Origin of the sequence: uncultured Roseovarius sp., assembly GCF_913057115.1 — a bacterium.
Lineage (GTDB): Bacteria > Pseudomonadota > Alphaproteobacteria > Rhodobacterales > Rhodobacteraceae > Roseovarius.
This window is the reverse complement of sequence record NZ_CAJXNN010000005.1, coordinates 93,574-107,441: the sequence shown is the minus strand read 5'-3', so window position 1 is coordinate 107,441 and position 13,868 is coordinate 93,574. Positions and strand designations below refer to the sequence as shown.

At 59.2% G+C, this 13,868-nt stretch carries 17 protein-coding genes and 1 tRNA gene; 9 read left to right on the top strand and 9 right to left on the bottom strand.

All coding sequences use genetic code 11. The annotated features are described in order from the left end of the window. Positions 1–121: 121 nt before the first annotated feature. Complete coding sequence (locus tag QZ498_RS03940) at positions 122–2,182, top strand: TonB-dependent receptor (RefSeq protein WP_367117622.1); 2,061 nt, start codon at positions 122–124, stop codon at positions 2,180–2,182. 449 nt (positions 2,183–2,631) lie between these two features. Here the strand turns inward: QZ498_RS03940 and QZ498_RS03935 are convergent, their stop codons facing one another. Genes QZ498_RS03935 through QZ498_RS17055 form a run of 3 tightly spaced genes read right to left on the bottom strand, consistent with a single transcriptional unit; the run spans position 2,632 to position 3,899 of the window. Next, entirely contained in the window at positions 2,632–3,126 is a 495-nt protein-coding gene (locus QZ498_RS03935; protein WP_294620431.1) for a hypothetical protein, read from the bottom strand. Continuing rightward, positions 3,119–3,682, bottom strand: coding sequence for a hypothetical protein (locus tag QZ498_RS03930; protein ID WP_294620430.1), 564 nt, complete (start codon positions 3,680–3,682; stop codon positions 3,119–3,121). Before QZ498_RS03930 ends, QZ498_RS03935 begins: the two co-directional genes overlap by 8 nt. After that, complete coding sequence (locus tag QZ498_RS17055; protein ID WP_367117621.1) at positions 3,663–3,899, bottom strand: phage minor head protein; 237 nt, start codon at positions 3,897–3,899, stop codon at positions 3,663–3,665. The genes QZ498_RS03930 and QZ498_RS17055 overlap by 20 nt, the downstream gene beginning before the upstream one ends. Before the next feature lie 390 nt (positions 3,900–4,289). Between QZ498_RS17055 and dusA the strand changes: the two genes are divergently transcribed. Further along, a complete protein-coding gene (gene dusA, locus QZ498_RS03925; RefSeq protein WP_294620429.1) occupies positions 4,290–5,294 on the top strand; it encodes a tRNA dihydrouridine(20/20a) synthase DusA in 1,005 nt (334 codons plus the stop codon). Between the two features lie 43 nt (positions 5,295–5,337). Here dusA and QZ498_RS03920 read toward each other — a convergent pair whose 3' ends face one another. The 4 genes from QZ498_RS03920 to ribB all read right to left on the bottom strand — a co-directional run bounded on the left by QZ498_RS03920 (position 5,338) and on the right by ribB (position 7,909). Next, complete coding sequence (locus QZ498_RS03920; RefSeq protein WP_367117620.1) at positions 5,338–5,556, bottom strand: hypothetical protein; 219 nt, start codon at positions 5,554–5,556, stop codon at positions 5,338–5,340. Positions 5,557–5,728: 172 nt separating this feature from the next. Next, positions 5,729–6,211 carry a transcription antitermination factor NusB gene (gene nusB / locus QZ498_RS03915; RefSeq protein WP_294620427.1) on the bottom strand — a complete coding sequence of 161 codons (483 nt, stop codon included), beginning with the start codon at positions 6,209–6,211 and terminating at the stop codon, positions 5,729–5,731. After that, on the bottom strand, positions 6,208–6,753 hold the full coding sequence (locus QZ498_RS03910; protein WP_294620426.1) for a 6,7-dimethyl-8-ribityllumazine synthase: 546 nt from the start codon (positions 6,751–6,753) through the stop codon (positions 6,208–6,210). Before QZ498_RS03910 ends, nusB begins: the two co-directional genes overlap by 4 nt. 4 nt (positions 6,754–6,757) lie before the next feature. Beyond that, a complete protein-coding gene (gene ribB / locus QZ498_RS03905; protein WP_294620425.1) occupies positions 6,758–7,909 on the bottom strand; it encodes a 3,4-dihydroxy-2-butanone-4-phosphate synthase in 1,152 nt (383 codons plus the stop codon). A 161-nt stretch (positions 7,910–8,070) separates the two neighbouring features. Between ribB and QZ498_RS03900 the strand changes: the two genes are divergently transcribed. Beyond that, entirely contained in the window at positions 8,071–8,403 is a 333-nt protein-coding gene (locus QZ498_RS03900; protein WP_294620424.1) for a hypothetical protein, read from the top strand. A gap of 370 nt (positions 8,404–8,773) precedes the next feature. Further along, positions 8,774–9,226: an MmcB family DNA repair protein gene (locus tag QZ498_RS03895; RefSeq protein WP_294620423.1), complete on the top strand. Its 453-nt coding sequence runs from the start codon at positions 8,774–8,776 to the stop codon at positions 9,224–9,226. On the opposite strand, the gene QZ498_RS03890 is transcribed toward QZ498_RS03895, so the two are convergent. Beyond that, a complete protein-coding gene (locus tag QZ498_RS03890; RefSeq protein ID WP_294620422.1) occupies positions 9,213–9,401 on the bottom strand; it encodes a DUF6324 family protein in 189 nt (62 codons plus the stop codon). The genes QZ498_RS03895 and QZ498_RS03890 overlap by 14 nt on opposite strands. Positions 9,402–9,573: 172 nt before the next feature. On the opposite strand from QZ498_RS03890, the gene QZ498_RS03885 reads away from it, so the two are divergent. Continuing rightward, positions 9,574–9,650, top strand: a tRNA-His gene (locus QZ498_RS03885). 16 nt (positions 9,651–9,666) lie between these two features. Here QZ498_RS03885 and QZ498_RS03880 read toward each other — a convergent pair. Beyond that, positions 9,667–9,966, bottom strand: coding sequence for a DUF6476 family protein (locus tag QZ498_RS03880; RefSeq protein ID WP_294620421.1), 300 nt, complete (start codon positions 9,964–9,966; stop codon positions 9,667–9,669). Here QZ498_RS03880 and QZ498_RS03875 point away from each other — a divergent pair. The 4 genes from QZ498_RS03875 to QZ498_RS03860 all read left to right on the top strand — a co-directional run bounded on the left by QZ498_RS03875 (position 9,965) and on the right by QZ498_RS03860 (position 13,570). Then, positions 9,965–10,990: an RluA family pseudouridine synthase gene (locus QZ498_RS03875; protein WP_294620420.1), complete on the top strand. Its 1,026-nt coding sequence runs from the start codon at positions 9,965–9,967 to the stop codon at positions 10,988–10,990. The genes QZ498_RS03880 and QZ498_RS03875 overlap by 2 nt on opposite strands. Positions 10,991–11,146: 156 nt before the next feature. Beyond that, a complete protein-coding gene (gene rpoH, locus QZ498_RS03870) occupies positions 11,147–12,043 on the top strand; it encodes an RNA polymerase sigma factor RpoH (protein ID WP_294620419.1) in 897 nt (298 codons plus the stop codon). Between the two features lie 78 nt (positions 12,044–12,121). After that, positions 12,122–13,186 (top strand): alpha/beta fold hydrolase, encoded by a 1,065-nt coding sequence (locus QZ498_RS03865; protein ID WP_294620418.1) that lies wholly within the window; start codon positions 12,122–12,124, stop codon positions 13,184–13,186. Between the two features lie 72 nt (positions 13,187–13,258). Continuing rightward, positions 13,259–13,570, top strand: a complete 312-nt coding sequence (locus tag QZ498_RS03860; RefSeq protein ID WP_294620417.1) for an ETC complex I subunit — start codon at positions 13,259–13,261, stop codon at positions 13,568–13,570. Positions 13,571–13,868 lie beyond the last annotated feature (298 nt).

Genomic DNA, 13,868 nt, shown 5'->3' with positions numbered 1-13,868 from the left:
GCGTGGCTGTCTCAAATTACTTGACTGTTTTAGTCTGATACGTTTATCGCTGCAACCCGTCGCGATTGGGTAAATCGCAATTTCACCAAAAACAGCCGCGCCAGCCTTCGCAAGCTACGGCATGACACTCAAGAAGGATGGCGCCATGCTCACTTCCCTGTTGCGCGGCACGACCGCGCTTGCCTGCCTGTCGCTGGCTTTGCCAACGGCTGCGCAGGACACTGACCCCGGCTTTCTTGGAACGCTGGTTCTAACCCCCGGCAAACGCGACCTCAGCTTTGGCACGGCTCTGTCCCGTACGGTTGTGGAGGAGGACGAGATACAGGATCGCCAAGCCAGTACCGTCGCACAACTGGTCGACTCCGTGCCCGGTGTCACGCTGGTCAACGGCACGACACCGCAAGGCTCGGGCATCAACATTCGCGGGTTCGGCGCGAACACCACCTTCGGTTCGGACCAGAAGATTGCCGTGCAGATCGACGGTGCCTCGGTCGGTTCGGAAGAGATCTACCGCATCGGAACGCAGCTTTTCACCGATCCAATGCTCTACAAGGAGGTCGAGGTTCTGCGCGGCACGATTGGCAGTTTTGCCTATGGCTCCGGCATCGTGGGCGGGGTGGTCAAGCTGGAAACCAAGGATGCCTCGGATTTCACGGGCGGTGTGCCAGGCTTCGGCGGGTCGCAGACGCTGGAGTTCAGTTCCAACGGCGACGGGTTTGTCAGTTCAACGAACCTGGCATGGATGCCCGCTGACGGGGCCGAGTTCCTGTTGAACTATACATGGCGCGATCAGGGGACACTCGATGCCGGTGACGGCACAAGGATCGGCAACAGTTCCTTTGAAACACCCTCCTATCTTGCCAAGGGCAAGTTCACCTTCGGCGAGGATGATGCGCATTCGCTGATGTTCAGCCATTCGCGCACCGTGGCCGACGATAACGATGTGCCTTATGACCAGTTCATCACCACGGCGGACATCTTTGGCCGGGTCGACCGGGAGACAGACACCCGGCAGACGGTTCTGGAATACCGCTTCAATCCGGGCAGCGACATGGTCGATCTGCGTGCCAACCTGTCCTACGCCGATCAGGATATCGAGTCGAACTACGTGCCCGGGTCTTCGCCGTTGGAGGGCACACCGGGGTTCGGCGGCATCCGCGCGCTGGCCGATGCGGACCACCGCTACGAGACAACGAAATTGACGCTCAAGAACCGTGCGCTGTTCCAGACCGGGGCCCTGTCGCATGACATGCTCGCCGGGATGGAGCTTCAGCGCCGCAAACGTGCCGACCAACCAAGCGCACCGGGGGGAACGAATGACCGCCTTGCCATGTTCGTGGTGGATGAAATGCGCATCGGGCAAGTCACCGTGACCCCTGCGCTGCGCTACGAATCATCGCGGATCGAAAGCGCCGTACCGCTTGCCGGGGTGCCCCGGAGCTATGAGAAGGACGCATTGATGGGCGGGCTGGCATTGGCCTATGATTTCGGCAACGGGGTGTCGGTGTTCGGAAGCGCGGCCTATACCGAAGGCCTGCCAATCATCGACGATCTGGGGACGACCGCAACGGCGCAACGCCGCATCGCGCAGTCGGAGAAGTCGCATACCGTCGAGATCGGCGCGGAGTATACCGGCGAAGGCGTTTTCGTGGCGGGCGACAGCTTCTCCATTCGTGGCAATGCCTACCTCACCGAGCTTTACGATATAACCAGCTATACGGTGGCCGGGTCGATGACCACAGAGCTGGACAGTGTCGAGACCCGAGGCATCGAACTTGAGGCCTCATATGGCTTGGCAAGCGGGTTCTACGTGGATTTCGCAGGGCACCTCGGAGAAGGGACCGAATTCAACCCCGACGGCAGCAATACGACGTGGCGCAACACCGCGTCGGACCGTGCGCAGCTGACGTTGGGCAAGAAATGGGATGATACGCTCGACCTGAGTTGGGAAGTCGTCCACGCCACCGACCGCCGTGACGCGCTCGGCGCCGATTTGTCCGACAGCACCGTGCATAACCTCCGTGCGACGTGGCGGCCACAGGCGCAGGGTTGGCTGGATGAGGCCGAAGTGAGGTTCGGCGTCGAAAACCTGCTGGATGCCGATTACGTCGGACACCTGTCATCGCCAAGTCGAAAAGCGCCGGGACGGACCTTCAAGGTCTCGCTCACTAAATCGTTCTGAGAAAAAGTGCCGGGGCGCCAAGCCCCGGCCATTGTGGCCGTGCAGGGTCAAACCCGGAGCTATGGATCGCTAGCGGGCTGTTGCAGTTCAGGTCACCCAACGCTCCGCGGTTCGCAGAAACGGACCGTCGCGGCAAAGCCTGGTGCCGCGACCCGGGTCCTGCATCACGCAAAAACCGCCGGAGGCCTGTCTCTTTGCGTGGCAATGTTCCGCCAAGTGCTGAAAATAGGTCAGGGCCTGGCCCAAGATACTCGTCCCGCCGGGCCTGCCGCGCTTTGTAGTCGTAGCGATAGCCGTAGTGCTGCTCGCGCCGCTTCAGGTCGGTGCGCCAGGAGACCGCATCGACCTCCTGGGCGAGCTTACGCGCAACCTCCGGGATGTGATTTTCCAGATAGGTCAACCCGTCCGGCCATGCATCCTGACGAAATGAGAGTTGGGCTGACCGCAAACTAAAGATCCCCTGTACCAACGACTATCCACCGCGTCCGACAGGTTTGATTGGAATATTCAGGTCGTCTTTGCAGCTCCATCATGACAATATGAGAACCTACGACATTGATACCCTTGTTTCCCAAAGGCGTGCCCGCTTCGGAAATCAGTTCTTCGTAAAGTGCAGGATCTTCAGCTTTGAGAACCAAACCTGTGTCTTCGCGCCATGCGAACCAGAAATCATCTTCAGGATCGGCTTCTAGCGCGAGTCCATGAACTGTTGTTTCTGTGGCGTAGAACGGCCATGCGTCTCCGGGTAGCAGCGATTGACCGTTGTCAAACTTGGGAACGATATCTGGCCTGAAATATGGTCTGTTCAGATCAATCAGAGCTTGTTTGCCGATGTTCAAACCATTGGGAAGTTGCACGCAGTGCGTCGGAACTCCCCAGAAGAACCCTAGTGCAAGAACTGCAGAGAGCGTTGCGATTGCCAAAAGGGGGCGGAAGCTATCCATAGGCGCTTCGCGCAGGATCCAAGTAGATTTGCCCGCTCAGCGTCCCTGACCAATCGTCAGTTATCGAATACGGCTCACCGGTTTGAACCCCAAGCCGTTGGGGGCCACGCGGTGGAAGGCCGGTACGGCCCCTGAGATAATTATCGAGGGGCCTGTGGATGCTCTCAAAGATTGTCTCGCCTGGATCAATGATCTCAACACCTATATCGGCAGGGTCAGCAAATTCGTCTCTCAAGTAGAAATCAAACGAGCCTTCCATGCTCAGGACACCATGCTGTTCTTCTACGTTCCCTGAAAATTCGCCGCCGATCACCGTATCACCGATACTGAAAACGACACCGGTCATGCCATAGGTGTTGTAAAACGTGTCAGTGAAACTGCCATCGCACTTCTCGCGACCTTCTCTGGCAACTGGGTCCTTCAGCGTGCTCTCCACCTGAGCCATGTACTCCTCAAGGATTGCGGAAAGATGGCCGGTCTCGCGTACGGTGACGCCTCTACCGTTTCCACGGTAGTCGTGGTTCACAAAATGCCTGCTACTCCAAGCGGCACCCATGGTCTTCCCCGGGGTGGCCACCTTCTGGTGGATCTTCCCATGAGAAAATCTGGCCGTCGCGCTCAGCATAAGATGAGCGCACTTTTGCATCGCGTCGTGTCCGCCAGAGGTAATGCGTGGTTGGCTGAGTGTTTTTCGTCTCAAACCGGATCGGTGTTCCCTTGCGCAAATATTGCACAAAGGCTTCCCGATACTCTTGCGGAGGGATCAGAGTCATTTCACGCACGAGGCTGCTTGTTCAGGACACCTTTGTGCCGATGAGCGCTTTAGAAAACGTTAACCATGAGTTGGGTGGCGTCGCTCGTCGATGTAGCCAACCCTGAGAGGCTCCGAGGGGCCCTCAGAGTTCCTCTGTCGCGGCAAGGAAATCTGACAACATGGCATGGCGTAGTTTGAATCCGGCGCGCTTGCATTCTTCGCGGCGAATCTCCTCACAGGCTTTCTTGGAATCCTCGGTTCGGTCGTGACCTTTCTTCAAGCCAGCCCCACCCAAACACCGCCGTATTCCTGTCTATGTACGGGGTGGGGTGGCGGGACAGTCGCCCTGTGCATATGGTGTGCAAAGCGGGTCCGTTCTGGTATGGGGCGGCTCCAAGGAGAACGCTGAATGCCCCTGAACGCCGCCACCCAAGCCGCGCGCCTGTCCGTTGCCCCTATGATGGATTGGACAGATCGGCATTGCCGCTATCTGCATCGGCTGATGTCGCGGCATGCGCTGCTTTACACCGAAATGGTAACTGCCCCCGCGCTGGTGCGTGGCGGCGCGATGCATCTTCTGGAGTATCATCCCGCCGAACACCCCGTCGCCCTGCAACTGGGCGGTTCGGACCCTGACGAACTGGCACAGGCTGCGCGTTTGGGGTTCGAGGCGGGCTATGACGAGATCAACCTCAACTGCGGCTGCCCCTCGGACCGGGTGCAATCCGGCACCTTCGGGGCCGTACTGATGAAGGACCCGGGGCTTGTGGCGGAGTGTTGCGCGGCCATGATCGAGGCGCAGCCACGCGAGGTGACGGTCAAATGCCGGATCGGCGTGGATGACCAAAACCCCGAGGAGGTCTTGCCCGAATTCTTGTCGCGCGTGGCCGCCGCCGGGGTGGGGCGGATCACCATTCACGCCCGAAAGGCATGGCTTCAGGGCCTCAGCCCCAAGGAAAACCGCGATATCCCGCCGCTGGATTATGACCTTGCCCTGCGCATGAAAGGCCTGTTTCCGGCGCTTCACCTGAGCCTCAATGGCGGGCTGGCAACGCTGGACCAATGCGCCGAATGGCTGGAGGCTGGGTTCGACGGGGTCATGGTTGGCCGCGCCGCCTATCACCAGCCTTGGGATGTGCTGGGCCAAGCCGACCGCGTGATCTTTGGCGAAACGCCCCCGCGCGACAGCCCCGAGTCGGTGGTGCACGCCATGCTGCCCTATATCGAGACCCACCTTGCCCAAGGCGGCAAGCTGCACCAAATCACCCGCCACATGCTGGGCCTCTTCGCAGGCCGCCCCGGCGCACGCGGCTGGCGGCGGGTGCTGTCCGAAGGGGCGACACGTGATGGCGCGGGGACGGATTTGGTTTTGCAGGCGTTAGGTCAGGTGACACAGCAAAGCCTGCGGGCGTAAGGGCGGCTTGGCGGGACGAAGCGTCGTTGACCACACCCCGGATTTACTTTGGAATGATTGTCACCACGCACTTGTCATTGGTGTCCACGCCGGCTTTGGCACATTGCGCCGCGGTCAGGTTGAAGAAGTAGACGTCCGAACCCTTGCCCCATGGACGTATGTTGCGCTCGAAAGGGCCGACGTCATTGAGCATGACATGCGCAGCAAAGGAGCCTGTAAAGTCCGAAACATATTCTGGATTTACGACGATATAGCGAGGCAAATCCTCCTGCTTTCGCAGAACGCGTGTCGAGAACCTTATGTCTGAGCGCGTCGACTTCATGATCCTAGACTAGCGAGCCGTTGGCGGCTTTTGAATGTCTTTCTTGGGCTCAAACCCGCCACCCAGCTCATTCAGTTGACCCAGATTTCTTACGGGGCGACACCCTAACCGCTCAGAACGCCTCGGGCCTCGCCTCGCGCGCCATGTGGTCCAGCACGGCGTTGACGAACTTGGGCTCGCGGCCCTCGGGGTAGAAGCTTTTGGCGATGTCCACGAATTCCATGATCACCACTTTGGGCGGCGTGTCCGATTGCGTCAGTTCCGCACCGGCGGCCCGGAACAGCGCCCGCAGGGTCGGATCAATCCGGTCGATCGGCCATTTGGCGACCAAGGCCCGGTCTGTCATCTGGTCGATGCTGGATTGCCAGTTCACCGCGTCGCGCATCAGCCGCTCAAACAGCGGCATATCGCCTTCGGCCATGTCACCTTCATCATAATGCGCGCCAAAACGGTGATCCTCGAACTCGTGAATCACCTTTTCGACCGTCTGGCCGGAATGCTCCATCTGGAACAGCGCCTGCACCGCATAAAGCCGCGAGGTCGAGCGCATCTTGCGTTTCATGTTACCAGACAGGGGTTGGGGCGCGTCGCTCATGCCGTTGGGGTATCCTTCAAATCACCGGCCAGCCGGTATTCGTCACGGGCGGGTTTGAACCCCACGCCGGACCGCTGGCCGCCCCACTTACGGGCGAGCGCAATGAGATGCAAGGCTGCCGCGGCCGCCCCGCCGCCCTTGTTCATCCGGGCGCTGTCGGCACGGGCCAAGGCCTGTTCGCGGTTCTCGACGGTGAGGATGCCATTGCCGATGCACAGGCCCTGCAACCCTAACAGGGTAATCCCCCGCGAACTGTCATTGCAGACGGTCTCGTAATGGGTGGTCTCGCCCCGGATGACACAGCCCAAGCCGACGTAACCGTCATAATTGCTCAACCGTTCGGCCATGCCGATGGCGGTGGGAATCTCCAATGCTCCCGGCACTTCGATCACCTCGGATGTGCCGCCTGCGGCCTCGATCTCGGCCTGTGCGCCTTCGATCAGCATATCGGCGATATCGCGATAAAACGGCGCCACCACAATGAGCAGCTTCACGGGGCGGTCGAACTCGGGGCGGGGCAGGCTGTATTCACTATCGGCCATGGGCTCATCCTTCGGAAATGGGGCGGGTACCGGTGATCGAAATGCCATAGGCATCAAGGCCAAGATAACGCGTATCGGGGCTGTCGGTCAGCAAGATCAACTCGTGCAACCCCATGGTCGACATGATCTGCGCGCCAAGCCCGGTGTGCTTGACGGTGCGCGGCCCGTCATCTTCTTCCATCTCGCTGGCAAGGCTGGGCCGGGGTTGGCGAAACAGGAAGACCGCGCCGCGGCCTTCGGCGGCGATGATCTCCATCGCGCGGGCCAGTTTGCCGGTGGGCTGGCCCGCATCGCCGGTCAGGCCCACGCCCAGAACATCCTCCAGCACATTAAGGGCATGGGTGCGCGCCAGAACCGGCGCGCCGTCGGTGATGTCACCCTTGGTCAGAACCACATGCTCTGTGCCGCTGATTTGATCGGCAAAGAGGCGCATTTCCCAATCGCCGCCGTGGCTGGAATGGATGGCCTCGCGGCGCACCTCGTTCACAAGATTGTCATGCTTGTGGCGATAGGCGATGAGGTCGGAAATCGTGCCGATCTTCATGTTGTGTGTCTTGGCGAACTCCACCAGATCCGGAAGGCGGGCCATGCTGCCGTCTTCCTTCATGATCTCGCAGATCACACCGGCGGGCTTGCACCCGGCCAGCCGGGCAATATCAACCGCCGCCTCGGTATGGCCTGCACGGACCAGAACCCCGCCATTGCGCGCGCGCAGCGGGAAGACATGCCCCGGCGTGGCAATCTCGGCCGCCGTGTTCTGTTCGTTGATCGCCACTTCGATGGTGCGCGCCCGGTCGCCTGCGGAAATGCCGGTGGTCACGCCTTCGCGCGCCTCAATGGACACGGTAAAGGCCGTCTCCATCCGGGACGAGTTGTTGACCGCCATCATCGGCAGGCCCAGTTGCCCGATCCGCTCGGCGGTCATGGGCAGGCAAATCAACCCCCGGCCATGGGTGGCCATGAAATTGATTGCCTCGGGCGTGGCAAATTCCGCCGCGATCACCAGATCACCTTCGTTCTCGCGGTCCTCGTGATCCACCAGAATGAACATCTCGCCGGCCCTCGCGGCGGCGATGATATCATCGGTGGGCGAAATCGCGGCGCGCAGCCCCTCTTCCACGGGGCCGGGCTTTTCGAATGGCTGGCTGTCGGACATCGGGCGTTCCCTTCATCGTTCAGGCGGCGGGATAGCGCAGCCCGCCTGCCTTGACCAGAGGCGATATCGGGCTCAGTCGTCGGCCAATCCTCGCCCATACCCTTGAGGGGCGTTCCAAATGTGTTACACTTTGAAGTCTACAAAGCAGAAGGGAGTCCCCCATGCCCAAACTGATCCGCCTTTACATCGTGAACGTCGCTATCGGCTTCGGAATCGCCGCGGTATTTGTTGGGCTGCTGCTTTGGTTCGACATCGCGAATCTCTGGCATCTGATTTCCACCTCTGACAAAGGCTGGCTTGCCTTGCTGATCCTGTGGGTTTCCAATGGTATCATTTTCGCCGGTGTTCAGTTTGGAATCGCGGTCATGCGTCTCAAAGATGACGACGATGATGACCATCATGGTGGCTTGGGGCAACATGCCTTCCGGCCCGATCACGCCACTGTTCCGGTTCGGGCAGATGAGGGCGCGCGCGACTTCTGGTCGAAATCCTGAGGGGCTGATCCGGTCATTTTTCGGACATTTCGTACGACTCGTACGCTCGCATCCCGTGAGCAGCCGATTTTCGTACGAAACTCGCGTACAAAACGTACGACTCGTACGTTTTTTCAGAGAGTGTGACGGGCCCGCGCGCGACCGTTTGGTTATCTCATTCCCGAGGACCTGTTTGTACAGGTGGGCGCCAGGTAATCAGACCACGGCCTGAACAGAGCCAGCTCCCTCGGAATTGCTTAAGGCCACCGGAATGCAACCGTTCACGGGAAGGGCAGCACCCGCCACACCCCGCACCTAGGCCTTTTGTGCCGATCCGGCAAGGGGTTCGCCGAGGCTTGCATTGGTTCACCTTTTGTTCATAATCCGCATTATGGAACCCAAGCCCCTTGATAGCCTTCAACCCGGTCAGCGTCTGGCACGTGGCGTTTGCCGCCACCTCATTAGCCATGACTTTGTTTCAGTTGAAGAATTTACGCCTGAACGCGGCAAGCGCGTGGACGTCATGGCGCTTGGCCCCAAGGGCGAGATCTGGGTGATCGAATGCAAGTCCGGGTTGGCTGATTTCCGCGCGGACGCGAAATGGGAAGGTTACCTTGAATGGTGTGACCGCTATTTCTGGGCCGTGGATGAGGCGTTCCCACTCGATTATTTGCCTGAAGATACCGGTTTGATCCTCGCCGATGCCTATGATGCCGAAATCCTGCGTATGGGGGCGGCAACGAAGCTTCCCGCGGCGCGCCGCGCCGCGCTTACCCGCCGCTTCGCCCGCCACGCAGCATTGCGGTTGCAAGGCCTTCGCGATCCGCAGGTTACCCTTTCTTGACCTCGGCTGCCTTGGCCGCCGCCATCAGTTCCTCGGCAATCTCGCGGGCCTCTTCGGGTTCGAAATCCATAGGAATTTCAAGGCCTTCGGCGGCCACAAACAGGCGAACCATGCCCTGATCCGTCGGGCCGATCTGCAAATTCGCTTCGATGTCGCGTTCGTCGTTGATGCCCATTATGGCCTCCTGAAAACCGGAAAAAGCAGGTAACGCGTTCCCAGATGAAATACAAGCCGCGATGGTGATGGTATCAATCGGTAAAAGCCGCTCTCATGGCAACGCAAAGCGCCATTTTTGCGTGCGAAGAGGCTTGCATTCGCGGCCCCGCCTAGTTAAACGGCGCTCCAGTGCCGCCTTAGCTCAGTAGGTTAGAGCGCTAGATTGTGGATCTAGAGGTCCCCCGTTCGAGCCGGGGAGGCGGTACCATCTTTCACCGACGGCCTTATTCAATCGCGATTTCTTGCTTCAATTGGCCCGTGACTCGGTCATAGACGAGGATGCGATCATCATCGGTGACCACCGCAAACCATTGATCTGCTTGGGTAAAAGCCGTAGCCGTCGCGCCATTGGGCAGGGTGATTTTCTCGGGCAGGGCGGGTGGCTCGGATGTGAAGCGCGTGACAAGCAGAAAGATCACGACTACAACGCCGACGATCATCACGCCGGTTAGCACCGTGACCAGCAATTTCAGAAAACGTAACAGGCCTTCGTCGATCGGCTGAGGCTCGGGGCTGTCGCTCATGTCATCCACTCAACTGTCTTTCCGGATCGCCGCTGACCCACCTGCGCGCCTTGATAAGGCCTTGACGCGCGATGCGCCAGAGGCGGCCAGCCTTTCACGCACCAGATTGGGCCGTTTGCTGTCCGAAGGCGCGGTTCGTGTGAATGGTGCCATGGTCGAAGACCCCAAGGGAAAGGTCTGCGAGGGCGACCTGATTGAAATATCTTTGCCACAAGCCCAAGACAGCCACATCTTGCCGCAAGACATCCCTCTGGATGTGGTGTTCGAGGACGATGACCTGATCGTTATCGACAAGCCCGCCGGGATGGTCGTACACCCTGCGCCGGGCACGCCGGACGGCACGCTGGTCAATGCGCTTTTGGCGCATTGCGTGGATAGTCTTTCAGGTGTGGGCGGCGAGAAGCGACCGGGCATCGTTCATAGAATCGATAAGGATACCAGTGGCTTGCTCGTGGTGGCCAAGACAGACCGGGCCCACCATGGTTTGGCCGCTCAGTTCGAAAAGCACACCGTCGAACGGCATTACCGGGCGCTGGTTCATGGCGTGCCGGATGCGGGCGACCCGCGCTTGAGAGGGGTGAAGGGTGTCAGCTTCGAAAGCGGCAACATCATGCGGATCACCACGCAGCTCGCACGGCACAAGACCGACCGCCAGAAACAGGCTGTCGTGTTTCAAGGCGGGCGTCACGCGGTGACCCGCGCACGGATCGTCGAATCCTTCGGCCATCCGCCCTCGGTATCGTTGATCGAATGTTGGCTGGAAACGGGGCGAACGCATCAGATCCGCGTGCACATGGCGCATGCCGGCCACGGATTGGTCGGTGATCCGGTCTATGGCGGGCGGCGCAAGCTACCTGCGCGCGCTTTGCCAGAGCAGGCCACCGAGGCGCTGCGTGGTTTCTCGCGGCAGGCGCTGCACGCGGCGACATTGGGGTTTGATCACCCCGTCACAGGCGATGCCATGCGGTTTGAATCGCCTTTGCCAGTGGATATGGCGGAACTGATTGCGCTATTGCGCGTTTAACGCCCAAGCACAGCTACGTGAGCGCGCTGTCACAATTGTCGCAAAACAACGGATTCATCTTCATATTCCGTTAAGATCAGGGGTGCATCACCCTTGAAACCATGCAAAACGGGCCCATGTTAATGTAAAGCCCTTAAACATTGGAGGGACAGAGGCTTGAGTAACTACGCAAATCTACCGGCACCGTCACCCGAAGGCGGTCTGAACCGTTATTTGCAGGAAATTCGCAAATTTCCTCTTCTGGAGCCAGAGGAGGAATACATGCTTGCCAAGCGTTGGGCCGAGGAGCAAGACACCGAGGCGGCGCATAAAATGGTCACCAGTCACCTACGCCTCGCGGCGAAAATCGCCATGGGCTATCGCGGCTATGGCCTGCCGCAAGCCGAGGTGATTTCAGAAGCGAACGTTGGTCTCATGCAGGCGGTCAAGCGTTTTGACCCTGAAAAGGGTTTCCGCCTTGCGACCTACGCCATGTGGTGGATCCGCGCCAGTATTCAGGAATATATCCTGCGCAGCTGGTCGATGGTGAAGCTGGGCACGACGAGCGCGCAGAAGAAGCTGTTTTTCAACCTTCGCAAGGCCAAGGCCCGCATCGGCGCACTGGAAGATGGCGATTTGCGCCCCGAGAACGTCAAGCAAATCGCGCATGATTTGGGCGTCACTGAAGACGAAGTTATTTCCATGAACCGCCGCATGTCGGGGGGCGACGCGTCGCTCAATGCTCAAGTGGGCACCGAGGGCGAGGGGAGCATGGAGTGGCAGGATTGGTTGGAGGACGAATCTGCTGACCAAGCCGCGGACTATGAAAAACGCGATGAACTTGATGCGCGCCGCGAACTTCTGGCCGAGGCAATGGATGTCCTCAATGACCGCGAGAAGGATATCCTCACGCAGCGCCGATTGGGCGACAAGCCTGTGACGCTTGAGGATCTCAGTGGTCAATATGACGTCAGCCGAGAACGCATCCGTCAAATCGAGGTCCGCGCCTTCGAGAAGCTGCAAAAGCGTATGCGCAGCCTGGCACAAGAAAAAGGCATGCTGGCGCCTGCCTGATCTTGGCCCCGGCCTGAATTAGAAGTAGCTTCCCCCCAAGAGTCGTTGGGGGGAATTTTTTCGTTTGTGGGGACCGCTTTGTTTGATGTTGTAGCCTTCCGCCTTGATCGCCTGATCCTGTTCGTAGGGATCGGGGTTTTGACGGCCTGTGCGCCGCACAAAACGGCCATGCGCGCCGCGCCCGATCCGGCGGCGAAAATCGAAGAGATCTTCGTGGCCACGCCCCGATCACTCTCATCGACGGGCCAAGCCTTTGGCGAACAGCGCCCGCGTGGCATGAATTTTTTCCGCGCTGACATCTCGATCCCGCCCAACCACGTGACCGGCAAAGTCGAGTGGCCTGACGAAACCCCGGATGCCTCCACCGATTTCGTGGTCGCCGGCACCGAAGTTATGCGGGGTCAAGACGCGATGCTGCGGGAAGTACGCCGCGCACATCCGGGTAAAGAAAAGCTTGTCTTCGTGCATGGGTACAACAACACGCTTTCTGATGGCATGTACCGGTTGGCCCAGATCCGGACTGATTTCGAGATCACGATGCCGACCATCCTGTTTTCATGGCTTTCGGCGGGTGACCCGCGCGGCTATGCCTACGATCGTGACAGCGTATTGTTTTCTCGGGATGATTTCTTGGAGATGCTGGATGGCCTGACGGCGTCCCCGGGGGATCGCGTTTTCCTATTGGCGCATTCCATGGGGTCTCACTTGGTAATGGAAGCCTTGCGACAAGCGGCACTGAGTGGCGATGAGGATATCTTGTCTCGGATCAGTGGCGTGGTTCTTATGTCACCTGATATCGACCCCGATCTCTTTCGGAGCCAAGCCGAGGCGATTGGCGCATTGCCGCAGCCTTTTTTGATTTTCACCACGCGGCAAGACCGGGCGCTGTCGATTGCGGGTTTCATTACAGGACGTAAGCCGCGGCTTGGACTGATCGACGGGCCAGACAAGGTGAGGGGGCTGAACGTCAAAGTGGTGGATTTCACGGCTTTGGCCGATGGTGAGGGGTTTAATCACTTCGTGCCGGTCACGTCCCCAGCCGCGATTGCGATGCTGCGGGGAATGATCAACCAAGCGGGCGAGCGGGGATCTGCCTTTGGGGATTACATGGTGCTTGAAAACCACCAAATCCCGGCTCAATAATGAGAAGGGAAATGCTGCCTTGCCCCTGCTGCCCAGATTTGGAATAACACATGCGCCAGCAAGGAGACCCTGATGCCCGCACGTATCTACAAGCCCGCGCGTAACGCCATGCAATCCGGTACGGCCAAAACCAAGCATTGGGTGTTGGAATTCGTTCCCGAAACCGCGCGTGAAGTTGACCCGTTGATGGGTTGGACTTCGTCCAACGATACCCAGGCACAGGTGAAGCTTCGTTTTTCGAGCAAGGAAGCGGCGCTGCAATATGCGCAAGAACATGGTATTGATGCGGTTGTACAGGACCCCCATAAGCGCAAGCCCAATATCCGCGCCGGCGGCTACGGTGAGAATTTTGCGGTCAATCGGCGGGGCACTTGGACCCACTAAGGTCTCCGGGCGCGTTCAGACCAACGACATGCAATGGTAGGGCTCGTGTCTTGGCCGTGGTGGATGCCTATTTTTCAGACATGCGTTTGCGCCACCGATCCGGTCGAGTGAATTCGCTATGAAAACTGGTTAAAGCCATCTCTGCATCGCGTCCCCGTGACACTATGGAAAGCGATTTGCCCCGGCGCGAGGGGGCGCAACGATTTGGCCACACCATTTTGGAAAGCCTCGGCCGCTTGATCCGGATCAAGGTAAGGTTGTTTCAAAAGCGTTACCCGATCACGCGATGACAGTGAAG